Source organism: Streptomyces sp. NPDC002057 (assembly GCF_040296665.1).
GTDB lineage: Bacteria > Actinomycetota > Actinomycetes > Streptomycetales > Streptomycetaceae > Streptomyces.
The window spans coordinates 12,110-37,258 of the sequence record NZ_JBEOXR010000008.1; the positions used below are offsets into that span (position 1 = coordinate 12,110).

The 25,149-nt window shown below is 73.1% G+C and carries 21 protein-coding genes; 9 read left to right on the forward strand and 12 right to left on the reverse strand.

Translation table 11 applies throughout. The features are described from left to right. Positions 1 to 30: 30 nt before the first annotated feature. The 5 genes from ABT129_RS09225 to ABT129_RS09245 all read right to left on the reverse strand — a co-directional run bounded on the left by ABT129_RS09225 (position 31) and on the right by ABT129_RS09245 (position 6,808). On the reverse strand, positions 31 to 3,216 hold the full coding sequence (locus ABT129_RS09225) for an efflux RND transporter permease subunit (protein ID WP_351898589.1): 3,186 nt from the start codon (positions 3,214 to 3,216) through the stop codon (positions 31 to 33). Between the two features lie 223 nt (positions 3,217 to 3,439). After that, positions 3,440 to 4,129: a response regulator gene (locus tag ABT129_RS09230; protein WP_351898592.1), complete on the reverse strand. Its 690-nt coding sequence runs from the start codon at positions 4,127 to 4,129 to the stop codon at positions 3,440 to 3,442. Then, entirely contained in the window at positions 4,126 to 5,367 is a 1,242-nt protein-coding gene (locus tag ABT129_RS09235) for a sensor histidine kinase (protein WP_351898594.1), read from the reverse strand. The genes ABT129_RS09230 and ABT129_RS09235 overlap by 4 nt, the downstream gene beginning before the upstream one ends. 320 nt (positions 5,368 to 5,687) lie before the next feature. Then, positions 5,688 to 5,966, reverse strand: coding sequence for a PspA-associated protein PspAA (gene pspAA / locus ABT129_RS09240; protein ID WP_351898597.1), 279 nt, complete (start codon positions 5,964 to 5,966; stop codon positions 5,688 to 5,690). A gap of 44 nt (positions 5,967 to 6,010) precedes the next feature. Beyond that, positions 6,011 to 6,808: a PspA/IM30 family protein gene (locus ABT129_RS09245; RefSeq protein ID WP_351898599.1), complete on the reverse strand. Its 798-nt coding sequence runs from the start codon at positions 6,806 to 6,808 to the stop codon at positions 6,011 to 6,013. A gap of 273 nt (positions 6,809 to 7,081) precedes the next feature. Between ABT129_RS09245 and ABT129_RS09250 the strand changes: the two genes are divergently transcribed. The 3 genes from ABT129_RS09250 to ABT129_RS09260 all read left to right on the forward strand — a co-directional run bounded on the left by ABT129_RS09250 (position 7,082) and on the right by ABT129_RS09260 (position 9,685). Then, positions 7,082 to 7,687 (forward strand): DUF3043 domain-containing protein, encoded by a 606-nt coding sequence (locus ABT129_RS09250; protein ID WP_351898602.1) that lies wholly within the window; start codon positions 7,082 to 7,084, stop codon positions 7,685 to 7,687. Positions 7,688 to 7,752: 65 nt separating this feature from the next. Beyond that, complete coding sequence (locus ABT129_RS09255; RefSeq protein WP_351898604.1) at positions 7,753 to 8,529, forward strand: class I SAM-dependent methyltransferase; 777 nt, start codon at positions 7,753 to 7,755, stop codon at positions 8,527 to 8,529. Between the two features lie 82 nt (positions 8,530 to 8,611). Next, a complete protein-coding gene (locus ABT129_RS09260) occupies positions 8,612 to 9,685 on the forward strand; it encodes a S1C family serine protease (protein ID WP_351898606.1) in 1,074 nt (357 codons plus the stop codon). 79 nt (positions 9,686 to 9,764) lie between these two features. On the opposite strand, the gene ABT129_RS09265 is transcribed toward ABT129_RS09260, so the two are convergent. Then, positions 9,765 to 9,971, reverse strand: a complete 207-nt coding sequence (locus ABT129_RS09265) for a hypothetical protein (protein WP_056560402.1) — start codon at positions 9,969 to 9,971, stop codon at positions 9,765 to 9,767. 91 nt (positions 9,972 to 10,062) lie between these two features. On the opposite strand from ABT129_RS09265, the gene ABT129_RS09270 reads away from it, so the two are divergent. The 4 genes from ABT129_RS09270 (at position 10,063) to ABT129_RS09285 (ending at position 14,990) form a co-directional block, all read left to right on the forward strand. Next, a complete protein-coding gene (locus ABT129_RS09270; protein ID WP_351898609.1) occupies positions 10,063 to 11,265 on the forward strand; it encodes a bifunctional adenosylcobinamide kinase/adenosylcobinamide-phosphate guanylyltransferase in 1,203 nt (400 codons plus the stop codon). A gap of 45 nt (positions 11,266 to 11,310) precedes the next feature. Then, complete coding sequence (cobT, locus tag ABT129_RS09275; protein ID WP_351898611.1) at positions 11,311 to 12,387, forward strand: nicotinate-nucleotide--dimethylbenzimidazole phosphoribosyltransferase; 1,077 nt, start codon at positions 11,311 to 11,313, stop codon at positions 12,385 to 12,387. 132 nt (positions 12,388 to 12,519) lie between these two features. Beyond that, on the forward strand, positions 12,520 to 14,283 hold the full coding sequence (locus tag ABT129_RS09280; protein WP_351898613.1) for a phosphatidylglycerol lysyltransferase domain-containing protein: 1,764 nt from the start codon (positions 12,520 to 12,522) through the stop codon (positions 14,281 to 14,283). Next, a complete protein-coding gene (locus tag ABT129_RS09285; RefSeq protein ID WP_351898615.1) occupies positions 14,280 to 14,990 on the forward strand; it encodes a hypothetical protein in 711 nt (236 codons plus the stop codon). Before ABT129_RS09280 ends, ABT129_RS09285 begins: the two co-directional genes overlap by 4 nt. On the opposite strand, the gene ABT129_RS09290 is transcribed toward ABT129_RS09285, so the two are convergent. Beyond that, entirely contained in the window at positions 14,930 to 15,694 is a 765-nt protein-coding gene (locus tag ABT129_RS09290; protein WP_351898617.1) for a hypothetical protein, read from the reverse strand. The two genes, ABT129_RS09285 and ABT129_RS09290, sit on opposite strands and share 61 nt — an antisense overlap. 25 nt (positions 15,695 to 15,719) lie before the next feature. Here ABT129_RS09290 and ABT129_RS09295 point away from each other — a divergent pair, with 25 nt between their 5' ends. Further along, positions 15,720 to 16,526 carry an adenosylcobinamide-GDP ribazoletransferase gene (locus ABT129_RS09295; RefSeq protein ID WP_502981696.1) on the forward strand — a complete coding sequence of 269 codons (807 nt, stop codon included), beginning with the start codon at positions 15,720 to 15,722 and terminating at the stop codon, positions 16,524 to 16,526. A gap of 27 nt (positions 16,527 to 16,553) precedes the next feature. Here the strand turns inward: ABT129_RS09295 and ABT129_RS09300 are convergent, their stop codons facing one another. The 5 genes from ABT129_RS09300 to ABT129_RS09320 are packed head-to-tail and all read right to left on the reverse strand — an operon-like array spanning position 16,554 to position 23,197. Further along, the gene (locus tag ABT129_RS09300; RefSeq protein WP_351898622.1) at positions 16,554 to 17,342 is read right to left on the reverse strand and encodes an endo alpha-1,4 polygalactosaminidase; all 789 of its coding nucleotides are present in this window, start codon (positions 17,340 to 17,342) and stop codon (positions 16,554 to 16,556) included. 31 nt (positions 17,343 to 17,373) lie between these two features. Then, positions 17,374 to 17,991, reverse strand: a complete 618-nt coding sequence (locus ABT129_RS09305) for a spherulation-specific family 4 protein (RefSeq protein ID WP_351898624.1) — start codon at positions 17,989 to 17,991, stop codon at positions 17,374 to 17,376. Positions 17,992 to 18,003: 12 nt separating this feature from the next. Then, positions 18,004 to 19,551, reverse strand: a complete 1,548-nt coding sequence (locus ABT129_RS09310) for a hypothetical protein (RefSeq protein WP_351898627.1) — start codon at positions 19,549 to 19,551, stop codon at positions 18,004 to 18,006. Then, positions 19,548 to 21,095, reverse strand: a complete 1,548-nt coding sequence (pelF, locus tag ABT129_RS09315) for a GT4 family glycosyltransferase PelF (RefSeq protein WP_351898629.1) — start codon at positions 21,093 to 21,095, stop codon at positions 19,548 to 19,550. Before pelF ends, ABT129_RS09310 begins: the two co-directional genes overlap by 4 nt. Before the next feature lie 26 nt (positions 21,096 to 21,121). Further along, positions 21,122 to 23,197, reverse strand: coding sequence for a hypothetical protein (locus ABT129_RS09320; RefSeq protein WP_351898631.1), 2,076 nt, complete (start codon positions 23,195 to 23,197; stop codon positions 21,122 to 21,124). Positions 23,198 to 23,511: 314 nt separating this feature from the next. Here ABT129_RS09320 and ABT129_RS09325 point away from each other — a divergent pair, with 314 nt between their 5' ends. Next, complete coding sequence (locus ABT129_RS09325) at positions 23,512 to 25,020, forward strand: leucyl aminopeptidase (protein WP_351898634.1); 1,509 nt, start codon at positions 23,512 to 23,514, stop codon at positions 25,018 to 25,020. Positions 25,021 to 25,149 lie beyond the last annotated feature (129 nt).

Here is a 25,149-nt window from a genome sequence, read left to right on the forward strand (position 1 = left end):
CGTGGGTCAGCGGCTCGCCGACTCGCCGACTCAGTCGAGGGCGTCGAGCAGGCTGGCATCCAGCGGGGAGACGTCCGGCTGGTCCGCGTTGTGCGTGTCGCCCTTCGCCTTCTTCTTCCCCGCCTTCTCGTCCTTCCGCCGGTCCGCCTTCCTGTCCGCCTTCTTCTTCGCGCGGCGCTCCTTGCGGAGCTCCACCATCGCGTAGAGCGTCGGGACGAGGAGCAGGGTCAGCAGCGTCGAGGTGATCAGACCGCCGATCACGACCACGGCCAGCGGCTGGGCGATGAAGCCGCCCTCGCCGGTGATGCCGAGGGCCATCGGCAGCAGGGCGAAGATCGTCGCGAGCGCGGTCATCAGGATCGGGCGGAGCCGGTGCCGGCCGCCCTCGATCACCGCTTCGACGACGCCCAGGCCCTGGGCCCGGTACTGGTTGATCAGGTCGATCAGGACGATCGCGTTGGTGACCACGATGCCGATCAGCATCAGCATGCCGATCATCGCCGGGACGCCCATCGCCGTGTCGGTGATCACGAGCAGACCGATCGCGCCGGTCGCCGCGAACGGGATCGAGACCAGCAGGATCAGCGGCTGGATCAGCGACCTGAAGGTGGCGACGAGGAGCATGAAGACGATCGCGACGGCCGCGAGCATCGCCAGGAACAGGTTGAGGAAGGCCTCGGTCTGGTCCTCGGAGACACCGCCGATGGTGGCGGTCGCGCCCTCGGGCAGGTCGAGCGCGTCGATCTCCGACTGGAGGGTGGCGCTCACCGCGCCGGTGTTGTCGCCGACCGGCTTCGCCGTGATGGTCGCGGCGCGGGCGCCGTCGATCCGGGTCATGGAGACCGGGCCGGGGACCAGCTCGACGGTGGCGATGTCGCCCAGCTTCACCGGGCCGAGCGGCAGGGCCTTGAGTCCGGCCAGGGTGGTGACCGGGCGCGCCGCGGTGATGAGGACGTCCCGCTCGCTGTCGTCGAGGATCGCCTTGGCCGCCGGGGTGCCCCGTACGGCCTGGGCGACGATCATGCCGAGCGAGGCGGAGTCGAAGCCGGCGTCGGCCGCCTTCTCGTTCGCCGTGACGGAGACGCGCGGCACGGACTGCGAGAGGTCGCTCTGTACGTCGGTGACGTCCTTGATCCCGGCGAGGGCGGCACGGACCTGCTCGGAGGCCTTCTTGAGGACCTCCGCGTCACCGGCCTTGACGACCACGCTGAGGTTCTGGCTGCCGAAGCCGTCGCCGGCCGCGAGGGTGGTGTCGCCGATCCCGTCGAGGGCGTCGAGACCCTTGGCGATGGCGTCGCGCGTCCTCTCGTACGGGGCGGACTCCTCCAGGCTGACCTGGTAGGTGGCCTGGTTGGAGCCGGTGCCGCCGCCGAAGGCCGCCATGAAGCCGGAGGAGCCGACGTTGACCTGGTAGTCCTTGACGCCGTCGGTGTCCGCGAGGAGCTTCTCGATCTTCTTCGCGGCCTCGTCGGAGGCGCTCAGGCTCGTGCCGGGCGCCAGCTCCTGCTTGATGCTGAGCACCTCCTGCTCGCCCTGGTCGAAGAAGTTCGTCTTCAGGAGCGGGGTCATGCCGAAGGTGATGACCAGGACGACGAGCGCGATGCCCAGGCTCGCGAGCCGGCGCCGGGTCGCGAACCTCAGGACCGGCACGTACAGGCGCTGGAGACGGCTCTTCTCCTCCTTCTCCTCGGCCAGCCTGCGGGCCTCCGCCAGGTCCTCCGAGGTGCCCTTGGGGGCGCGCAGGAACCAGAACGAGAGGACCGGGACGACCGTGAGGGAGACGACGAGCGAGGCCAGCAGGGCCGCCGTGATCGTCAGCGAGAACGAGCCGAACAGCTCGCCGATCATGCCGCCGGTCAGACCGATCGGCAGGAAGACGGCGACGGTGGTGAGCGTCGACGAGGTGACGGCGCCCGCCACCTCGCGGACGGCGGTGAGGATCGCGGCCTGGCGCTCCTCGCCGTAGCCCAGGTGACGCTTGATGTTCTCCAGGACCACGATCGAGTCGTCGACGACCCGGCCGATGGCGATGGTGAGCGCGCCGAGGGTCAGCATGTTGAGCGAGAGGTCGCGGGTCCAGAGCACGATGAGGGCGAGCACGACCGACAGCGGGATGGAGACCGCGGTGACCAGCGTCGAGCGGATCGACGTGAGGAAGACCAGGATCACCAGGACGGCCATGACGAGGCCGAGCGCGCCCTCGGTGGTCAGACCGGAGACGGCCTTGGCGACGGCCGGGCCCTGGTCGGAGACCACGGTCAGCTCGGCGCCGGCGCCGAGGTCGCGGCGCAGGTCGGGGAGCTTCTCCGCGACGGCGTCGGAGATCGCGACGGCGCTGCCGTCCTTGTCCATGGTGGCCATCACGGCGAGGCTGGGCTTGCCGTTGGTACGGGTGAGGGAGGCGCGCGGCGACTCCTCCTGGCGGACGGTGGCCACGTCACCGAGGCGGACGGCCTTGCCCTTGCCGGGGACGGCCGCCGGGATGCGCAGGTCCTCGATCTGCTTCAGCGAGGTGTAGCCCCCGCCGACCTGGATCGTGCGGCTCTTGCCGTCCTCCGCGAAGGAGCCGGCCGGGACGGTGCCGCCGCCGGAGCGCAGGGCCTCGGCGAGCTTCATGCCGCTGAGTCCGGCCGCGGCGAGCTTCCGCTCGTCCGGGGTGACGGAGACCTGGAGGTCCTGGACGCCGCTGACGGAGACCTGGCCGACGCCCTCGATGCCTTCGAGGGCGGGCACGACGGTCCGGTCGAGGAGATCGGCGAGGGCCTGCGGGTCCTTGTCGGAGGCGGCGGCGAGGACGACGGTCGGGATGTCGTCGGTCGAACCGGCCACGACCTGCGGGTCGACCGTGTCGGGCAGCTGCGCGCGGGCGCGGTTCACGGCCTGCTGCACGTCGGCGACGAGCTGCTTGGTGGACTCGTCGCCGTAGTCGAAGGAGGCCATGATCAGGGCCATGCCCTCGGAGGCGGTGGAGGTCACCGACTTCAGGCCGTCGACGGACTTGAGGTTGCTCTCCAGCGGCTCGACGACCTGCTTCTCGACCACATCGGGAGAGGCGCCCTGGTAGGGGGCGAGGACCGAGACCATGGGCAGCTCGATCGAGGGGAACAGCTGCTGCTTCAGCTGCGGTATCGCGATCGCCCCGAACACGAGGGCGACGATGGACACGAGCCCGATCAGGGCCCGTTGCGCGAGGCTGAATCTCGACAGCCAGGACATGGGGTCTCTCTTCTGTGGCGTACTCGTCGACGGGCGGGAGCAGCCGAGAATCCGGCCCCGATCCACTGGATCCGCCGGAGGTGCCCCCCGCCTATACGATCTGCCATCGGCGACCGGAAGTCCTCGGCCCCCGGGTCCACATCCTTATCCCGCGCATACCGCGTCTGGAGTACGCCGGAGCCTCCGGTCACTCCACCCTCGGAGGGATCACCCGGCCCACAGGTCACTCCACCCGAGGGCGCACCAGTCCCGACTCGTAGGCCGTGACCACCAGTTGGGCACGGTCGCGGGCCCCGAGCTTCGCCATCGCCCGGTTGACGTGGGTCTTCACGGTGAGCGGGCTGACGTCGAGCCGCTCGGCGATCTCGTCGTTGGAGAGTCCGCCCGCGACGAGCACGAGGACCTCGCGCTCCCGGGCGGTGAGCGCGGCAAGCCGCTCGGTGCGGCCTCGACCGCCCTCCCCCACGGCCTCCGCACCTGCGCCCTGCGCGAGGAACGTGGCGATCAGGCCCTTGGTGGCGGCCGGGGAGAGCAGGGCGTCGCCCGCGTGGGCGATCCGGATCGCGCCGAGCAGTTCCTCCGGCTCGGCCCCCTTGCCGAGGAAGCCCGAGGCGCCGGCGCGCAGCGACTGCACGACGTACTCGTCGACCTCGAAGGTGGTCAGCATGACGATCCGTACGCCGGAGAGCTGCGGGTCCGCGGTGATCATGCGGGTGGCGGCGAGGCCGTCCGTGCCCGGCATCCGGATGTCCATCAGGACGACGTCGGCCCGTTCGGAGCGGGCCAGGGCCACGGCCTGGGCGCCGTCGGCGGCCTCGCCGACGACCTCCATGTCCGGTTCGGAGTTCACCAGGACCTTGAAGGCGCTGCGGAGCAGGGCCTGGTCGTCGGCGAGCAGTACCCGGATCGTCATGTGTCCTCCCCCGTGCGGGACGTCACGGGCAGTATCGCCTGGACCCGGAAGCCGCCGCCGTACCGGGGGGCCGCGGTGAGGGTGCCGCCGAGCGCGCCGACCCGCTCCCGCATGCCGAGCAGCCCGTGGCCGCCGGTGGGGGTCGGGTCGGGGGCGGCGGGGGGCGTTCCGTTGTCGAGGACGGTGATCTCGACCGTACGGCCCACCCGGACGACGCTCACCTCGGCCTCGGCGTCCGGCCCCGCGTGCTTGCGCACGTTGGTCAGCGCCTCCTGCACGATCCGGTACGCGGCGAGGTCCACGGTCGCGGGCAGCGGCTTGTCCCCGTCGGTGCGGGCCACGGCCACCGGGAGCCCTGCCTTGCGGAAGCTGTCGAGCAGTCCGTCGAGCACGGCGAGGCCGGGGGCCGGTTCGGTGGGCGCCTCCGGGTCGCCGGACTGGCGCAGCAGGCCGACGGTGGCGCGCAACTCGTCGAGCGCGGACCGGCTGGCCTCCCGCACGTGGGCGAGGGCCTCCTTGGCCTGGTCGGGGCGCTTGTCCATGACGTGCGCGGCGACCCCGGCCTGGACGTTGACCAGGGCGATGTGGTGGGCGACGACGTCGTGCAGGTCACGGGCGATCCGCAGCCGTTCCTCCGCGACCCGGCGGCCCGCCTCCTCCTCGCGGGTCCGTTCGGCCCGCTCGGCGCGCTCCCTGATCGCGTCCACGAAGGCCCGGCGGCTGCGGACGGCGTCCCCCGCGGCCGCCGCCATCCCGGTCCAGGCGAACACGCCGAGGTTCTCCTGCGCGTACCACTGCGTCGGACCGAAGGCCATGGCGGCGGCGGTCAGCACGGCCATGGTGGCGAGCCCGACCCGCCAGGTGGTGGGCCGGTCGGTGCGGGAGGCGACGGTGTAGAGCGCGACGACGGCGCTCATCGCGATGGGGGCGGGCCGGTTGTCGTTGACCAGCTCCACGAGGCTGATCGCCACGATGAAGGCGAGCACCCGGAAGGGGTGCCGCCGGCGCAGCACCAGCGCGGAGGCACCGGCGACCATGATCAGCACGCTCAGCACACCGGGCGCGCGGTCGCCGAAGGTGGGCCCGGTCGGGCTGCCGTGCGGGTCGGTGAACGACCCGGCGATCATGCAGACGAGCGCACCGAACGCCAGCGTCGCGTCGAAGGCGAGCGGATGGGCGAGGAACCAGTCGCGGAGCCGCGTGTAGGGGGTGCCGGTGGCAGGTCCGGGGGGAGTCACGGGGGACAACGGTACGGGGCGGGCCGGGCGCGGGCGTGGGCGCCGTCCGAGAGCCCGGGCACAGGCGGGCCGGGCGGGCGCGGGGACGGGCGCGGTCCGGTGGTGGCTCGGGCACAGGCGGGCCGGGCGGGCGCGGGGACGGGCGCGGTCCGGTGGTGGCTCGGGCACGGGGACGGGCGCGGGCCGCCGGCGGCGCGGGCGCGGGTGGGGCGGGCGCGAGTCGCGTGTGGCGCGGGTCGCGGGTGGCGCGGGTAGGGCGGGCGCGGGGAAGCGGAAGGTCCCGTCACCCCGGAGGGTGGCGGGACCGTCGGCCGGAGTGGTCAGCCCGGGATGAGGCCGTCGTCGGAGAGCATCTCCCTGACCTCGTCCAGACTCGCGTCCGGAGCCGGGAGGATCAGCTCCGACGGCTCCAGGGCGTCGTCCGGGAGCGGCTCACCGAGCCGCCGGACGGCGTCGAGCAGGGCGCCGAGCGTGCCCCTGAAGCCGTCCGTGTCCCCCGACTCCATCTCTTCGAGCAGCTCGTCGTCGAGCCTGTTCAGCTCCACGAAGTGCCTGTCGGCCAGCTTCCACTGGCCCTCCCCCATGATCCGTACGATCATGACGCGTCCTGTCTGTTCGCGAGCCGTGGCCTGGTTCCCCGCGCCTACTTCTCGAAGCGCGGGTGGGACTGCTGCTGCGTGTTGTCCTGCGGCGCGGCCGTGCCACCGCCCTCGATCGCCTGCTTCTGCGCCGACGGGCCGCCGGCCAGCTCGGCCTTCATCCGGGCGAGCTCCAGCTCGACGTCCGTACCGCCGGACAGCCGGTCCAGCTCCGCCTGGATGTCGTCCTTCGCGAGCCCGGACTGGTCGTCCAGGGCGCCCGAGGCGAGCAGCTCGTCGATCGCGCCGGCGCGCGCCTGGAGCTGGGCGGTCTTGTCCTCGGCCCGCTGGATCGCGACGCCGACGTCGCTCATCTCCTCGGAGATGCCGGAGAAGGACTCGGCGATCCGGGTCTGCGCCTGGGCCGCCGTGTAGGTCGCCTTGATGGTCTCCTTCTTGGTGCGGAAGGCGTCCACCTTGGCCTGGAGACGCTGGGCGGCGAGAGTGAGCTTCTCCTCCTCGCCCTGCAGCGTCTGGTGCTGCACCTCCAGGTCGCTGACCTGCTGCTGCAGCGCGGCGCGGCGGGACAGCGCCTCGCGCGCCAGGTCCTCGCGGCCGAGGGCGAGCGCCTTGCGGCCCTGGTCCTCCAGCTTGGCGGACTGGCCCTGCAGCTGGTTCAGCTGGAGTTCGAGCCGCTTGCGGGAGGTGGCGACGTCGGCGACGCCCCGGCGCACCTTCTGCAGCAGCTCCAGCTGCTTCTGGTAGGAGTAGTCGAGCGTCTCGCGCGGGTCCTCGGCCCGGTCAAGGGCCTTGTTCGCCTTCGCGCGGAAGATCATCCCCATACGCTTCATGACACCGCTCATGGGCTTCGCGCGCCCCCTTCTGACGGACTTGGCTCCAGCTCTTCGACAGGGTCCACAGTACGGGCCCTGTCTCCATTACCGCACTGTTCGGGGCGGGATGCGCTCCTCCCCAAGGACGACTGCGCCCGGTCTCCCCTCCCGCGCAGGGAGTAGAGGGATCTAGGGGGAGACCCGGGTGCGTCCTCCGTACGTACCGGCGAAGACGCAGTCCGTTAGCGGATCGTTCCCGCCCGGCATGGGGTTCATGCCCACCACCCCGTACCCTTGGGTTTTGTGTTCCGTAGCCGTTCGAAGGACGAGAAGGCCCCCACCGACAAGGTGACGGCGGACCTCTCCACCAAGCAGCCCCGCGACCCCGAGGCCCCCAAGGGCCGCCCGACCCCGAAGCGGAGTGAGGCGCAGACCCAGCGCCGTCGCGCCGCGACGGTGCCGACCGACCGCAAGGAGGCTTCCAAGCGCCAGCGCGAGGCACGCCGCTCGGACCTGGCCCGTCAGCGCGAAGCGCTGGCCAGTGGCGACGAGCGTTACCTGCCGGCCCGCGACAAGGGTCCGGTCCGCCGTTTCGTGCGCGACTTCGTCGACTCGCGCTTCGCGATCGCCGAGTTCTTCCTGCCGATGGCCGTGGTGATCCTCGTGCTGTCGCTGTTCGGCAACACCAACCGGTCGCTGCAGAACATCTCTCTGCTGCTCTGGCTCGGTGTGATCATCCTGATCGTCATCGACTCGGTGGGTATCTGGATCCGCCTGCGGAAGCAGCTCGCCGAGCGCTTCCCGAACGAGCCGAAGCGCGGTGCCGTGGCCTACGGCCTGATGCGTACGCTCCAGATGCGCCGACTGCGGCTTCCGAAGCCGCAGGTCAAGCGCGGAGAGCGGCCCTGAGCGCCGACAGCTCGGAGCTCGGCGAGCGCGCTTTCGGCGCGGCGACGTCGGAGTCGGGTGGCCCGGTGCTGCCCGTCGTCGTGCACTGGCCCGCCGGTTCCGGCGTGCTGCGCGACACCATCCGGCAGGAGATCGTCGCCCGCCAGCTCGACGAGCAGATATCCGGCCGCTATCCCGTGGGACAGCGGCTGCGGATCCTCGACGCGGGCATGGGCCAGGGCACCCAGGCCCTGCGCCTCGCGCGCGCGGGGCACACGGTCACCGGCCTGGAGGCCGACCCGGATCTCCTGAAGGCGGCCCGTGAGTCGCTGGCGACCGAACCCGCCGGCATCCGCGAGCGGGTCCGGCTGATCGAGGGCGACGGCCGCGAGACCGGGGTGCACTTCCTCCCCGGCAGCTTCGACGTCGTCCTCTGCCACGGCGTCCTGATGTACGCGGACGAGCCCGACGCGCTGCTCGCGGGCCTGGCCCGGATGCTGGCCCCGGGCGGGCTCCTTTCCCTGGTCGTGCGGAACGGGGAGGCCCTCTCCATGCGGCCGGGGCTCGCCGGAGACTGGTCGGGAGCCCTCGCCGGGTTCGACTCCGACGTCTACACCGACGACAACGGCGTGAAGGTGCGGGCCGACCGCCTCGACGCGCTGACGGCGACGCTCGCGGGGATCGCGGCGCCGCTGCACGCCTGGTACGGGGTGCGGGTCTTCACCGACGCCGTGCCCGCCGAGGAGGGCCTGCCGGCCGCCGAGGAGCTGGATCGGCTGCTCGCCGCCGAGGACCGGGCCGGACGCACCGAACCGTACCGGCGGGTGGCGGCGCTGCTGCACCTGTGCGGGGTACGGGGCTGAGGAAGCCGACGGTTCGGGGACCGCACCCCTGATCGGGTGCGCTCGCCGGGCCCGGGGCGCGGGCCGATCGGATACTCCGGACATGGACGTATCCCGTGCCCATGCCCGTACCTCCCGCCTCCTCCTTGCCCTGACGGCCGCCGCCTGCGCCGCGGCACTCGTCGGCGGCTGCACCTCCGCGGGCGGCGCGTCCGCGCCGGAGCGCTCCACCCAGGCGGCGGCGCCGCTCGCCGCCAACGACCTGGAGGACGACTACCGGGCCGTCATCAGGAACGTCCTGCCGTCCGTCGTGCAGATCGACGCGGCCGAGAGCCTGGGCTCCGGGGTCGTCTACGACGACAAGGGCCACATCGTCACCAACGCGCACGTGGTCGGCCAGGAGAAGTCCTTCCAGGTCACCGCCGCCACGGGCGGGCAGCCGGTGACCGCCCGGCTCGTCAGCTCCTACCCGGAGCAGGACCTCGCGGTGATCAAACTGGAGTCGACGCCGCAGGGACTGAAGCCGGCGAGGTTCGGCGACTCCGCGGCCGTCGACATGGGACGGATCGTGCTGGCGATGGGCTCCCCGCTCGGCCTCTCCGGCAGCGTCACGCAGGGCATCGTGTCCGCGACCGGCCGCACCGTCAGCGAGGGGCGGACCGGTGGGGGCACGGGCGCGACCATCGCCGACATGGTCCAGACGTCGGCCGCGATCAACCCCGGCAACAGCGGGGGCGCGCTGGTGAACCTCGACAGCGAGGTCATCGGCATCCCGACGCTCGCGGCGAGCGACCCCGAGATGGGCGGCGGCTCGGCCCCCGGCATCGGGTTCGCGATCCCCTCGTCGATGGTGCGGACGGTCGCCGACCAGATCATCAAGGACGGCAAGGTGACGGACTCGGGCCGGGCGGCCCTGAACATCACCGGCCGCACGGTCCTGGACGACGACTACGAGCCGGCGGGCGTGGCGGTCGTCGAGGCTCCGGCGAGCGGGGCGGCGGGCAAGGCGGGGCTGAAGCCGGGCGATGTGATCACCCGGCTCGGCGACACGGAGATCACGACGATCACCTCGCTGTCGGAGGCCCTGGCCTCGCACCGGCCGGGCGACAAGGTGACGACGGTGTACGTCCGGGGGACGGCCACCGAGAAGGTGGAGGTCACGCTGGGCGAGATGTGACGGTCGCCCGCGGCGGTCACGGGCCGGAAGGGGTGCGGCGGCGGCAGCCCCCGCACCCCCGCCCTGGCCGCCGGGGGTTCTAGCCCTCGGCGTTCAGGGGCATCGGGCCGTAGATCTTCGTGTCGTCCTCCGAGAGGGTCACCTGGTCCGCGCCGCCGCCCAGGAGGTCACGCCAGTGTTCGCCGATCCAGCTCTCCGCGTCTCCCTGGGTGGTGAACTCCTCCGGGGTCACCACCGGCTCGACCTCCGTGCCGTCGGACTTCTCGAACCGCCACGTCCATGCCATGTCCGCCTCCTGGCGCTCACCGGATGATCGGTTTCCTGCCCGCAGAGTAGCCGGGCGCGCACGGCTCGCGGTGGCGCGGGAGGATCTGAGGGTGGAACTGACTCTGCTCGGCACCGGCGCCCCGCTCGGACTGCCCCGCCCCGACTGCCCCTGCGCCGTGTGCGCGCTCTCCCGCGGGCCCCGGGTCCGCGCGGCGACGTCGCTGCTCCTGGACGGGGCCCTGCTGCTCGATCTGACCCCGGGGGCCGCCCTGGCGGCCGCCCGGTCGGGCCATTCGCTGGTCGGCGTACGGCAGGTGCTGCTCACGCATCCGCACGACGGGCCCCCGGTGGAGATGCCCGCCGGGCTTCCCACCGCCGGGCGGGTGCCGGACGGCCGGGAGTTGACGCTGATCTCCGGGCACCGGGTGCGGGCGGTCCCGATGGACTCCCCCGGCACCGGGTACGAGGTGACCTCGGCGGAGGGCGAGCGGCTGCTGTACCTGCCGCCGGGCGGGGCCGTGGCCGGGCTTCCGGAGAACCACCAGGTGCCGTACGACATGGTGGTCGCCGATGTGACGGGCCGTCCGGACGGGCTGGCCCGGCTGCGGGCGACCGGGGCGGCGGGGCCGGCAACCGAGGTGATCGCCGTCCACCTGGACCACGACGTGCCGACGGGCGCGGAGCTGGACCGCCGGCTCGCGGCGGCGGGCGCCCGGGCGGTTGCGGACGGGACGACGCTGTACGTGGGCGAGTACCACGAGGTGCCGGACGTGCCGCGGCGCACCCTGGTGACCGGTGGGGCCCGGTCGGGGAAGTCGGTCGAGGCCGAGCGGCGCCTGGAGACCTTCCCCGACGTGCTGTACGTGGCGACGGGCGGCGGCCGGGAGGGCGACCCGGAGTGGGCGGAGCGGGTGGGACTGCACCGGGAGCGCCGGCCGGGGTCCTGGCGTACCGCCGAGACCTGTGACCTCGTACCGCTGCTCGAAGAGGACGGGCCCGCGCTGCTCGTGGACTGTCTGTCGCTGTGGCTGACGGACGCCATGGACCGGGTGGGCGCCTGGGACGACGAGCGGTGGGCGGCGGGCGGGCAGACGGCCCTGCGCGAGCGGACGGCGGAGCTGGTGGCGGCGGTGCGGGCCACCCGCCGCACGGTCGTGGCGGTGACGAACGAGGTCGGCTCGGGGGTGGTGCCCGCGACGGCGGCGGGGCGGCGTTTCCGGGACGAGCTGGGCCGGCTGAACGCGGCGTTCGCCGACGAGTGCGAGGAGGTCCTCCTCGTGGTCGCCGGACAGCCCCTGGTACTGCGCGGGTAGGGTGCCGATCACCGATGACCTCGCTGATGGCACAAGGCGGACCGCGTGAACCTGGACGACTTCTCCGATCTGATCGAGCGCCCCGACGGGGGGATCCGGCGCGACGCCGAGGAGCGCCGTGAGCGGCTGACCGTGCCGCCGGGGGCGCTCGGTCGGCTCGACGAGCTCGGTGAGTGGCTGTCGGCCGCGCAGGCCTCGGTCGAGGTGCGGGCGATCGAGCAGCCGAAGGTGGTGCTCTTCGCGGGCGACCACGGGGTGGCCTCGCTCGACGTGTCGGGGCGTCCGGCCGGGACCGCGTACGAGCTGGTGCGCGCGGTCCTCGACGGGGCGAGCCCGATCGCGGTGCTGGCCCGGTCGACGGACGTGCCGGTGCGGGTGGTGGACGCGGGTCTGGACTGCGACCCGGAGCTGCTGCCGGCCGAGGTGGCGCGCCACCGGGTGCGGCGCGGCAGCGGCCGGATCGACGTGGAGAACGCGCTGACGGCCGAGGAGACCGAGGCGGCGGTGCGGCTCGGTGTCGCGATCGCCGACGAGGAGGCGGACTCGGGCACCGATCTGGTGGTGCTCGGGGATCTGAGCGTGGGCGGGACGACGCCCGCGGCCACGCTGATCGCGGCCCTGTGCGGGACGGACGCGTCGGTGGTGACGGGCCGGGGCGGCGCGGGGATCGACGACCTGGCGTGGATGCGCAAGTGCGCGGCGATCCGGGACTCCCTGCGGCGGGCCCGGCCGGTGCTCGGCGATCAGCTGGAGCTGCTCGCGGCGGTCGGCGGGGCGGACCTGGCGGCGATGACGGGTTTCCTGCTGCAGGCCTCGGTGCGGCGGATGCCGGTGATCCTGGACGGTGTGGTGGGGGCGGCCTGCGCGCTGGTGGCGCAGCGGGCGGCGTTCCGGGCGCCGGACTGGTGGCTGGCGGGTCAGGTGAGCGGGGAGCCGGCGCAGGCGAAGGCCCTGGACCGGATGGCGCTCAACCCTCTGCTCGACCACGGCGTCCATGTGGGTGAGGGAACCGGGGCGTTGCTCGCGCTGCCCCTCGTCAGGGCCGCGGCGGCGTTCGCCGCGGAGCTGCCCGAACGTCCGGATCCGACCACTCCGGACACCGAGGACGGCTCCGGGGCCTGACGGGCGGGACGCGGGACGGACTGAGCGGCTCCGGAGGCGGCCGTACGCGCGGCGCACGGCAGGTGCGCGACGCGCGCGCGGCCGCCTCCGGCGTCGCCGCATGACAAACGATGCCCCATATGATCGCTTTTCATGGGAGAGGTCCGTTTGTCCGCCGAAGCAGCGCCCCGGGGCACCACCGCCCGATCACGGCGCAGCGCCGCGTTCGCCGTCTGGTACCTGCGCGTCGTCACGTTCATCAATTTCCTGAGTGCCGTCTGGGTCTCCTTCGGGCAGGACCTGCGCCGGCACAACGAGGACAACTACTTCACTCCGTACATGCTCACGGCGGGCTTCGCCTCGGGGGTCTTCACCCTCTTCCTGGCGATCACCATGCGGCGCCGCAAACGGGCCGCCTGGATCCTGAACCTGGTGCTCGGCGGACTGTTCCTGCTGCTCTTCTCGCTGGTGATGCTCTTCCCGGAGATCCGGCAGCACGCGCAGAACTGGATCTCGCTGGCCCTGACCGCCGCCTTCGTCCTGGCGCTGCTGCTGGGACGCAAGGAGTTCTACGCGAAGGGCGACCGTTCCAACCCGTGGCTGGCGGCGGTCGTGGCGGTCGGCGGGCTGCTCGTCACCTCGCTGCTCGCGGCCGCCCTGGTCACCGTCACCAACACCTCCACCGCGCACTCCACCTTCCTGGAGCGCTGGCGGTACGGCGTGATGCGGCTGATCACGCTGGCCTCCGACGACTCGCGGTTCGCCGGGATCACCACCCCCGGCTGGGTCGACGTCACCATCAACGTCCTGTCCACGCTGCTGCTCTTCGCGGTGCTCTTCGCCGCCTTCCGCTCCCGCCGGGCCACCGACCCGCTGACCGAGCAGGACGAGGAGCGGCTGCGGGCCCTGCTCGACAAGCAGGGGGACCGGGACTCGCTCGGCTACTTCGCGCTGCGCCGCGAGAAGAGCGTCGTGTGGTCGCCGAGCGAGAAGGCCGCCGTCACCTACCGGGTGGTCGGCGGGGTCTCGCTCGCCTCCGGCGACCCGATCGGCGACCCCGAGGCCTGGCCGGGCGCGATCGAGCCCTGGCTGGCCGAGGCGCGGGAGCACGGCTGGATCCCGGCGGTGATGGGGGCCAGCGAGGAGGCCGGCGTGATCTACGCGCGGCACGGACTGGACGCCCTGGAGCTGGGCGACGAGGCGATCGTGGAGACCGACGAGTTCACCCTCGACGGACGGGCCATGCGGACGGTCCGGCAGGCCTTCAACCGGGTCAAGCGGGCCGGGTACGAGGTACGGATCCGGCGCCACGAGGACATCCCGGCCGAGGAGATGGCCGAGCTGCTGCGCAAGGCCGACGACTGGCGGGACGGGGCCACCGAGCGGGGCTTCTCGATGGCGCTCGGGCGGCTCGGCGACCCGCGTGACGGCCGCTGCGTGATGCTGGAGTGCACCGACGGCGAGGGGGCCCTGCGGGCCGTGCTCTCCTTCGTGCCCTGGGGGCCGAAGGGCCTTTCGCTGGACCTGATGCGCCGTGACCGGGACTCCGAGAACGGGCTGATGGAGTTCATGGTCATCGAACTCCTCCAACGCGCCAAGGAGATCGGGATCACTCAGGTCTCACTGAACTTCGCGATGTTCCGCTCCGTCTTCGAACGTGGCTCGAAGCTCGGGGCGGGACCCGTGCTGCGCATGTGGCGTTCCCTGCTCAGCTTCTTCTCCCGCTGGTGGCAGATCGAGTCGCTGTACCGCGCCAACGCCAAGTACCGACCGATCTGGGAGCCCCGATTCATGCTCTTCGAGAAGAGTGCGGACCTGCTGCGCATCGGCCTCGCCGCCGGTCGCGCCGAAGGGTTCCTGGAGGCCCCGGGGCTGCCGAAGTGGATGCACCGCAGACATCTGGAGAGCGGCCGTTGAGCGGCTCCGTCGCGGGTTTCGCACGCCGCGAGTGGGGTCCGCTCCTCGGCACCGTGCGGGCGGCGCTCGTCACCCGGAGGTGGAGGGCGGTCCCGATGACGCTGGCCGCCGTCTGCCTCACCGCCCTCTTCCAGCTCGTGCAGAACCAGGACTGGGGCTACCAGCCGGTCCAGGACATCGGCTCCGTCCGCGCCGAGGACCCGCTCTGGCTCGCGCTGCTCCGCACCCCGCTCTCCCTGTTCGTGCCCGCGCTGGACCTGCCCGTCTGGGGCGCTCTCGCACAGGTCCTGCTGGTGTTCGGGATCGCCGAGATCTGTCTCGGGCGGTGGCGGACGCTCGCCGTCGCCTATCTGGCCACGCTCTGCGGGACGCTGTACGCGCGGGTGGGCATCGCGCTCGGCCCGGACACCCCCTTCGGACTGCCCGCCTCCGACGCGCTGGTCGTCGACACCGGGCCCTCGGCGGCCGTCGTCGGCCTCGCCGTCTACGTCTGCTGGCGGTACGGGGCCCGGTGGACGGGCGCGATGGTGGTCGTGGCGATGGTCGTCGAGGTGATCGTCAAGCCGAACCTGGCGGGCAAGGAGCATCTGGCGGCGATCGCCGGCGTCCTCGTCCTGATCGGGGTGCAGGCCTGGCGCGAGCGTCGTCAGGAGGGGGTGGAGCCCCGCCCCGGGACCCGCTCCTGGAAGCCGCCGATCAAGTCCTGAAAGCGGCGCCTGACCTTGACCCAGCGCTTGTCGTGGCGGTACGTGCGGATGCGGGACCGGGCCCGGGCCCGGTGGCGGCGCCCGTAGAACCTCCGGGCCCACCAGGAGCCGGGGCGGGCCAGCCGGACGGCGCCGACGATCGCCACGAAGGGGACGAGGGTCCCGAGGACGGCCATCCGGAACTTCCCCTTCACCAGGGTGATCAGGATGAAGAGGAAGTTCACCACCAGGGTCAGGACGAACGTGGCCCGGTCCTGGCGTTCGTCGGCGGTCACGTCGTCGACGCCGAGCGGCGAGAAGCCGCTCAGGGCGAGCAGGACCAGGGCGGCGGTGAGGACGACCACCTCGACGCTCTTGCGGCCCTCGTCGGTCCAGTACACGTCGTCCAGATGGAGGATCAGCGCGAACTCGTCGAGGACGAGCCCCGCGCCGATCCCGAAGACCACGGCGAAGACGGCCGCGCCGATCCCGTGCCGACCGCTGCCCACCGCGCCGAACCCGCCGAGGACGGTGAGCACCACGCCGGGTACGACGTGATGGATGTGGAGCCCACCGGAGGAGACGTTCCGGAAGGGTCCCTTCCCCGCCCTGATGAGCCGGGTGACCGTGCGGGTGACCAGGAATGTCACGACGAATGAGGTCAGAGCGAGAAGCGTCGGGAGCTTGCCCGGCTCGACGATGTTGCGGGCGAACCAGTGACCCATGCCACCCCCTTCCGATTTGGGCGGTATGCGCAATCTACCGTCCGGGGGCGACGATTACCCTGCCCGGATGGACGGCCTGCGTTTCGCCTTCGGCACCCTCACCGTGTTCCCCGCCCGCATCACCCGCTGGGACCGGGACGCGGCACGCGCCGGCATGCTCTGCGCACCCCTCGCCGGGCTGGTCGTCGGCCTCTGCGCCGCCGCGCTCGGCTCCGCGTTCCTGGCGCTCGGCTCCGGCCCGCTGCTCGCCGCCGTCGTCACCACCGCCGTCCCCGCCGCCCTCACCCGGGGCCTCCACCTCGACGGCCTCGCCGACACCGCCGACGGCCTCGGCAGCGCCAAGCCCGCCGAGGACGCGCTGCGCATCATGAAGCAGTCCGACGTCGGTCCGTTCGGCGTCGTCGTGCTGCTCCTCGTCCTGTTCGCCCAGGTCGCCGCGGTCTTCGAGCTGTACGGGGAGAGCTGGGCGCACGGCGCGGTCGGCGCCGTCCTCGCCGCGACCGTCGCCCGCCTCGCCCTGACCCACGCCTCACGCCACGGCGTCCCCGCGGCCCGCCCCGAGGGCCTCGGGGCCATCGTCGCCGCGACGGTCCCGGTCCGGTCCTCGACCCTCACGACCGCCCTCGTCCTGGTCGGCTGCGCCGCCACGGGCCTGCTGCTCTCGCCGTCCGACGCGGTCCACAACGTCCTGGCGGCGGGTGCGGCGCTCGGCGCGGCGGCCCTGCTGCTCCGCCGGTGCGTACGGCGGTTCGGCGGGGTGACGGGGGACGTGTTCGGCGCGGTCGAGGAGACGGCGGCGACGGCCGCCCTGGTGGCGCTGGCCCTGGGGTGACCCCTCCGGGCCCGGCGGCGGAGCGGGTCAGCAGGCCCGGCGCCAGACGCCCAGCTCGTACCGCTTCTGCAGGGAGCTGAAGCCAAGCTCGCGCACCTGGGGGCAGAACTCCTCGGCCTCCAGCTCGTACTCGACGTGGAAGACCGCCTTGCCCGCCGTCACGAACGGGACCAGACGGCCGCACTCGTCGTACTCCGCGCACTGCTCGTTGACCGCGAAGTCGAAGTCGGGGAGCAGCTGCGGGATCTGGTCCAGGTCGTTCTTGAGTCCCACCGCGAGGCCCCGTTCGTGCGCCAGGCGGGCGATCAGCCGGTTGTAGCGCAGCTGGTCGGCGGCGGTCAGGGGGAAGCCGGTGCGGTTCTTGTAGCCGTCCATGTTGTCGGGTTCGACGGCGTCGAAGCCCTTGTCGCGGCACATGTCGAGGCGCGCGGCCATCAGGGGTTCGAGGACGTCCGTGCGGCGGATGTCGAGCCAGCGCTCGCCCTTCCAGCCGTTGCCCTGGCCGAGCACGGACTTCGGGAACGCGGAGGCGTCCGGCCGGAAGTCCTCCCAGGCGCCGGTGGAGAGGTAGCAGATGACCTTGCGGCCCCGCCGGTGGAGGTCGGCGACGGTCGACGCCGGGTGGTCGAAGCCGTCGATGTCGTACACCGGGACGTCGACGGTCGGGTCGAGCCGGCCGCTGAGCTGCCACTGCCAGCCGACCCCCGGCTTCGGCCGCCACCGCTCCTCCCGCGGCTTCGGGTCCGGGTCCGGGGCCGTCGTACAGGCGGTGGCGAGGAGCAGCAGCCCCGCGAGCAGGGGCAGCAGTCGTCTCATCGGGCGGCTCGTCTCATCGGGCGGGCTCGTCTCATCGGGCGGGCTCCAAGAGGTGCGGAAGGGTGCCCCAGGGGTGTGCACCCGTGCCGGGGACGGCGCAGTGCACCCGGGTGGCCGGGCGGACCCCGGGCGGGGCCCCGTAGACGAGGTGGCAGTACCGGTCGGCGACCGGCAGATCGAGCGTCCGGTAGGTGTCCCAGGGGCCCTCGAAGGTGACGAGGAGGTCGGCGAACTCCTCGTATCCGGGGTCGGGGTGGGCGCCGTGGTTGAGCACCAGGGTCACGGCCCCGGCGGACCGGGCCGCGACCGCGATCCGGCGGTAGTGGGCGAGGGCGGCGGGCGCGGTCGCGACCTGGTCGAGGAAGGCGCCGTCGGTGCCGTACCAGTCGCGGTGGCGGACGAGGTCGGTGACGACCTCGGCGTGCGGGCGGCGACCGTAGTCGGTGTCCACGTAGCCGAGGAGCCGCACCCCGGCCCGCCGCAGCCGCCCGGCCGCCTCCGCGAACGCGGGGTCGGGGGCCTCGCCCGCGCCGCTCGCCGGGTTGACGACGACGCCGTACAGGGACGGCGCCGCGGCGACCAGCGCGGACCAGGCATCGGGGCGGTCGGCCGGGTGCTCGTAGAACGGCACCAGAAGGAGACGGTTCACGTGCCGGGTTCCCTAGACGCGGTGGGCGGTCGGTCGTACCAGCAGAACACAGGTGAGGACGGCCAGCACGGCCGCCGCCGCCCCGGCCACCAGCGGGCCCGCCGCCGGTTCCACCGTCTGCGCGGCCGCCGCGAGCAGACAGACGGCGGCCGCGCCGCGCACCGCGCCGAAGGCCTGGAGCAGCAGCCCCAGCCAGAGCACCGTCCCGATCACGAGCAGGCCGACGAGCCGCGGCAGCGTCGGCCAGGGAGCCCCGGGCCAGGCGAGGGCCACGGTGAGGGTGAGCGCGACGAGGACGGTCAGGAAGCCGCCGAGGCAGAGCACGAGGGTGCCGGTGACGGCCCGGCGGAACTCGCGGGCGGTGGAGAGGGTCCGCAGCCGGGTCAGGCTCTCGCCCCGGAAGCGGTGCAGCAGCCACTCGGCGGGTCCCATCGAGAGCGTGAGCGCTATGACCGCCCCCGCCCCGCTCACCGGGGTGACGCCGACGCCCGCCTGGAGGACGAGCAGACCGCTGCCGAGTCCGAACAGGCCGTACGGGAGGGAGGCGGCGCGCGGTGGGCCGCCGCTTCCCGCCGCGGCGCGCCGGGCGCCCGGCCGCAGGACGAGCCCCGCGAGGACGACGCTCGCGGTGAGCGCGGCGAGCAGCAGCGTCGCGCGCAGCGGGTCGGGCAGGTCCCAGCGGAAGGCGGGGACGGCGCCGGCGAGCGGCAGCAGGGCGCAGAACAGGGCCCGTTCGCGGCCGAGGACCAGGAGCACGGTCGCGGCGGCGAGGTAGACCGACTGCCCGGCGGCGAACAGGGCCGCCGGGGTCTCGCCGGGCGCGGCCGCCGCGAGGGCGACGGCCGTACCGGCGAGGGCGCCGGCCGGGGCGCCGACGAGCAGGGCGCGGGCGGCGGCGGGCCGGTCGCCGAGCCCGAGCCAGGTGTACGCGCGGTGGGAGAGTGCCTGGTTCCACACCCAGCCGGTGACGGCGCCCGCGAGCAGCGGAACCGTTCCGCCGGGGAGCCCGAACCGGCCCTGCTCCCCGGCGAGCAGGGGTGCGGCGAGGACATAGGCGAGGCCGGGCAGCGCGAAGACGAGCCCGCGCAGGAGACAGCCCGCGAGCCCGGTGTGCCAGGCGTCGCCGGGCGGCGCCTGGGGGGCGGGGTGGCGCCGCTCCACGCGCGTGTAGAGGTCCTCGGCGAGCGCGAAGGAGTCGGCGCGGCCGTAGGTGAGCCGGATGTGGTCGTCGGTCATGCCGTCGGACTCGAGGATCGCGGCGATCTCGTCGGGGTGCACGGCGACGGCGGCGAGCGCCCCGATCCGCTCGGCGAGCTCGTCGAGGGGGTCGCCGGCGAGACCGTCACCGGGATCGGGATCGGGATGGGGATGGGGATCGGGGCGGCGGTCCGGACCGGGGCCGCCGTCGTGGCCGGGGCGGGGATCGGGATCGGGGCCGGGGCCGGGGCCGGCCGGGGCCGGCGGTGCCCCGGTCCCGGTCACGCCCTCCCGTCGTGGTCTCGGGATCGTCGGCAGCGGGGTGTCCGCGGTCGGTGGTTTCAGCCAGAGGGAGCCGCTCATGCCGGGGTGCCTCCCGCCACCAGGGTCGGGGTGAGGCGGCGCGGGGCGGGGAGGCGGACCGGCCAGGGCTTCGGGTGGACGACGGGCCGCACGGGCCGGGCCCGGTCGCCCGCCAGCTCGCGGTAGATCTGGCGGAAGCCGTCCACGGAGCGGTGCAGGGTGAAGCGGTCGATCACCCGCTTGCGGGCCAGCCGGCCGAGTTCGGCGCGGCGGGCCCCGTCCTGGAGGAGTGCGGTGACGGCGGCGGCCATGACGGCCGGTTCGCGGGGCGGGACGACGATCCCGGCGTCGCCGACGGCCTCCCGTACCCCGCCGACGTCGGTGGACACGGTGGCGCGGCCGCAGGACATGGCCTCGATGAGGGAGAAGGGGAAGCCCTCGCTGATGGAGGAGAGCATCACCACGCTGCCGGCCGCGTAGGCGGAGGGCACGTCCGAGACGCGGCCCTCGAAGGTGATCCCGTCGGTGACCCCCAGCTCGGCGGCGAGCTTCTCCAGGCGGGTCAGGTAGTCCTCGTTCCCGGCGGGGACCGGGCCGAACAACCGCAGCCGCAGCGCGGGGCGTTCGGCCCGGCAGATCGCGTACGCCCGGATCAGGGTTTCGAGGTCCTTGATGGGGTCGACGCGTCCGCACCAGCTGAGGGTGGGGGTCCCCGGTTCCGGGCCGGCCTCGGGGAAGAGGGCCGGGTCGACGCCGTTGTAGACGGTGCGGATGCGGTCGGCGGGGGCGCCGCCGCGCTCCTCCCAGCGCCGGTTGTACTGGTTGCAGGGGGTGATGAGGTCGGCCTTGCGGTAGCCGAGGGTGTTGAGCTCGCGGTAGAAGCCGAGCATCAGGGCCTTCACCGGCCAGCGTTGCGCGTCGGTGCGGTAGCCGAGGTAGCGCTCGCGGAGGTAGATGCCGTGTTCGGTGAGCAGGAAGGGCACTCCTTCGACGTGCTGTGCGACGAGCGCCGGCAGGGTGGCGAGGCCGCTGGAGACGGCGTGGGCGACGCCGCCGCCGGCTATCCGGGCGGCCAGTGGCCGCAGGGCGTGTTCGAGCAGGTCGGTGGCGGTGAGCGCGTCGTGGACGGTGGGCCGGGCCGCGAGCGTCGGCAGGTGCGGCATGGTCCAGATCCACATCAGGGAGCGCAGGGCGGCCTCGGAGCGCAGGGCGCCCGTCAGCGCTCCCTGCCGGGCGAGTTCGGCCAGCTCGTACAGGCTGGTGCCGAAGTCGTACCCCGCCTCCGGGTCGAGCAGGGCGAGCAGCAGGCGCTCGTAGCTGTCGAGGAAGCGGCGGCGCTCGCGCCCCCGCGGGGGCCGGCGCGCGCGGAGCCGCGCGGCCGGACCCTGCGGGAGTCCCCAGAGGGGGTACGCGGTGTGCCGGGTGACGTTGGACGGCAGCTCCCAGGTGACGGGTTCGCGACCACTGCCGGTGAGGGCGAGGATCTCGAAGTCGACCTCGGGCATGCCACGGACGAGCTGGTCGCACCAGGTGCTGACGCCTCCGTGGACATGCGGGTAGGTGCCTTCGGTGAGCATGGTGACGTGACTGCCACGGCTCGGCATGTGCGGTTCCCCCCAGAACGTGCAGGTCAGACGGTCGGGAGCGTGAGTGTGACGGTGCTCTGGAGAAGTTCGGGCGTGGTCCAGGCGGAGCGGGTCCCGGCGTAGGCGCCGCCGAAGGCGGTGGTGCCGAGGAGGAGCCGCTTGCGGGTGCCCTCGGGGGCGGTGACGGGCGCGGCGACGCCGGCGGGCGCCTTGACGGTGACCGCGGTGCCGATGCGGTAGGCGGTGACCTTTCCGGCGGCGACGGCCTGGTCCCAGGCGGCGCGGCGGGTCAGCTCGGTGCCGACGTCGCGCTGGGCCGGGTTCACCAGGGGCGCGCTCGGCGCGAACAGGCCGCGGTAGTCGGCGAGGATCCGGTCGAGGACGGGGTAGAGGAGGCGCTCCTCGGCGAGGTTGGACTGGTGCACGTAGTGCGGCCGCGGGTCGTTGCCGAGCACGTGGGAGAGGGCGGTGCGGGCTTCCTGCGGGACGATGTGGTCGGCGTACCCGGTGCTGGTCGGGAGCGGCTCGGCCAGGCAGGTGGAGAGCGGGTTGGACTCGCAGACGCCGCTGCCGCCGTCGGCGCGGGAGGTGTAGATCCAGTTGTACTCGTCGGCCATCTCGGCGGCGGTGCCGACGTTGTAGTAGACGTTCATGGGGTGGCGGGGCACGGTCTTCGCGGCGCCGGAGGCGGTGCCGACCGAACGCTGCTGCGGCTCGCGGGAGTTGTCGCTGCCGGTCCACTTGACGCCGTTGTCGGCGAGGGCGCCGGCGAGGTTCGGGTTGTCGACGGGCTGCTGCGGCAGGGTCCTCAGGCCGGAGTGCTCGCCGGTGACGAGTTCGGAGCGGTCGACGGAGATGCCCTTGCGGACGGCCCAGTTGTGGTTGTCGCGGATCTGGGCGGAGAGCTCGGCGCGGCTGACCCAGAGGGTGTCGCCCTTGGCGTCCTTGGCGCACTGCCAGGGGACGATCGTGTTGTCCTGGACGCAGCCGAGGAAGGGGTGGGTGTAGGTGTGGTTGATCCACCGGTACTGGGCGCGGTCGGCGACGAGCCGGTCGGTGAGCGGGTCGGCGCCGCCGTGCTCGGTCTTCCACTGCTCGCCCTGGCCGCCGTTGTAGACCATGTCGAGGGTGAAGCCGGAGGACTTCTGCCAGGCGGCGGCGTACTGGGCGTCGGCGACCGACATCCGGATCGGGTTCGCCCCCTCGCCGTCGTCGCCGACGCAGTCGAAGTCGCCGGGGGTGCAGTTGAGGGCGGAGTCCCAGCGGGCGTCGGGGGCGAAGACGTCGTCGACGTGGACCGAGAGGTAGTTGCGGCTCTGGCCGAGGTGGACGCCCTGGGTGAGCCATTCGACGATGCCGCGGGCGAGGGCCCGGAACTGCCGCTGGTACTGGTTGTAGGCGAAGGTGACGACCAGTTCGCGGCGTCCGTCGGCGGTGTACTCGCCGACGAGGCTGGCCCGGCCGCCGCCGTCGACGGGGACGTCGAGGTAGCTGGTGTAGCCGGCGCGGGGGCGGCCCGCGTAGCCGTAACTCTCCGCGATCGTGGGGTCGTTGTCCTCGAAGGTGAGCGCTCCGGCCAGGTACTGGAAGGGGCCGGTCCGCCCGGCGGCGGTGACGCCGGCCGTGGTCCCGTCGAGGACGCCGGACCAGCCTCCCTCGTTCGTGTAGTCGAGACCGACCCCGGGGTGCGACCAGGTGTAGGCGTCGACCTGCGGGATCCCGAAGGTCCGTTCGTACGTCCGGAGGGCGGTGTCCTCGGCCGAACCGGGGGTGAGCGCGCTCTCGTGGGGCAGGACGACGCCCTGGTACTTGGCGCGCGGACGCCCGTCGAGCGTGTCGCTCAGGAAGGCCGTGTCCAGGACCGGCCGGTTCGGGTCGTTCAGGTCGATCCTGCGGTACGGGACGCCCGCGCCCTTCAGCTCGGCGGTGATCGCGCCGACCGCGCTGCCGCCGTCGTCGACGACGAGGACGGTGAGGTCGATCCGGGGCACGACGGCCGCGGGGGCCGCGACGGCCTGCGCGGACGGGACGACGGTGGCGAGCAGCGCGGCGGCGGCGAGGGCCGCGATCCGGGCGGTGCGGGGCGCGGTTCTGGGCGTACGGATTCGGCCGGATTCCATCAGGTGGTGTCCCCCCTCGGCAGGTCCCTCCGCGTCCGGGCCGGAGCGGGGGATCTGTGGAGATGTTGCAGATGATGCGAAGACGAGAGCGTCGTCCTTGCGTGGCTGAGGCGAGTGTGAAGGAGCCGTCCGGGCCGGAACGGTAAACATGAAAGAGACACCACGGATGAGTGAATCAACGCCGCCGTGAGCGAACCGGGTGAGCGAGCGTAGGCTCGTTCTCGGCGCTCTCCGGGCCGAAATACGATGCGGCGGGCACGGTCGGCCCATCCCTCGACCGCCACAGAACTCAATGGAAGCGAGATTTCACCACCGTGACTGCTCTCACTCTCAGCACTGCCGGCGCGGCGACGCTGCGCGCCGACGCCCTCGTCGTCGGCGTCGCGAAGTCCGGGAAGACGCTCGTCGTCGCCCCGGGCGCCGAGGCCGTCGACAAGGCCTTCGAAGGCCGGCTCGCCGCCGTCCTGGAGACCCTGGGCGCCTCGGGTGCCGAGGGTGAGGCGACCAAGCTGCCCGCCCCCGCGGGTCTCAAGGCCCCGCTCGTCCTGGCCGTGGGCCTGGGCTCCGCCCCCGAGGACGGCGAGTCCTACGGCACGGAGACCCTGCGCCGCGCCGCCGGCACCGCCGCCCGCACCCTGACGGGCGCGAAGAAGGCCGCGTTCGCGCTGCCGATCGCCGACACCGAGGACGCCGCCGCCATCGCGGAGGGCGCCCTGCTCGGCGCGTACGCCTACACCGCGTACCAGGAGACCGGCAAGGACGCGAAGAAGCCGCTCGGCGAGGTCGCCCTGCTCGGCGCCAAGCCGCGCGACAAGGCGTTCAAGGCCGCCGCCGAGCGCGCGCAGGCCGTCGCCGAGGAGATCAACCGCGCCCGCGACCTGATCAACATGCCGCCGAACGACCTGACCCCGGCCGCCTTCGCCGCCGCCGCCCAGGCCGCCGGCAAGGAGCACGGCCTCAAGGTCCAGGTCCTCGACGAGAAGGCGCTCGCCAAGGGCGGCTACGGCGGCATCCTGGGCGTCGGCAAGGGCTCGGAGAACCCGCCGCGCCTGGTCCGCGTCGCCTACACCCACCCGAAGGCGGAGAGGACCCTCGCCCTGGTCGGCAAGGGCATCACCTACGACTCGGGCGGCATCTCGCTGAAGCCGGCCGGCCACAACGAGACGATGAAGTGCGACATGAGCGGCGCCGCCGCCGTGTTCTCCGCCGTCGTCGCCGCGGCCCGTCTCGGCCTCGAGGTCAACGTCACCGGCTGGCTCGCCCTCGCCGAGAACATGCCGTCCGGCTCCGCCACCCGCCCGGGTGACGTGCTGCGCATGTACAGCGGCAAGACCGTCGAGGTCCTGAACACCGACGCCGAGGGCCGGCTCGTCCTCGCCGACGCGCTGACCAAGGCCTCCGAGGAGCACCCGGACGCGATCGTCGACGTGGCGACCCTGACCGGCGCCATGGTCCTGGCCCTGGGCAACCGCACCTTCGGCATCATGGCCAACGACGACGACTACCGCTCCACGATCCACGAGATCGCGGACGAGGTCGGCGAGGCGTCCTGGCCGATGCCGCTCCCCGCGGACCTGCGCAAGGGCATGGACTCCCCCACCGCCGACATCGCCAACATGGGTGAGCGGATGGGCGGCGGCCTGGTCGCCGGTCTCTTCCTCCAGGAGTTCGTGGGCGAGGGCATCACCTGGGCCCACCTCGACATCGCGGGCCCGGCCTTCCACGAGGGCGCCCCGTACGGCTACACCCCCAAGGGCGGCACCGGTTCCTCGGTCCGCACCCTGGTGAGGCTGGCGGAGCGCACGGCGGCCGGCGAGCTCTGATCGCCGTGTGACCCCGTGTGCGACGGGGACGGCCCCGGGCTCCGTGCCCGGGGCCGTCCCCGTTCGCCCGCGACGAAATCCGTAGGTTCGCACGCTCTGCCCGGCCCGCCGTACGGACGATCGGCCGTC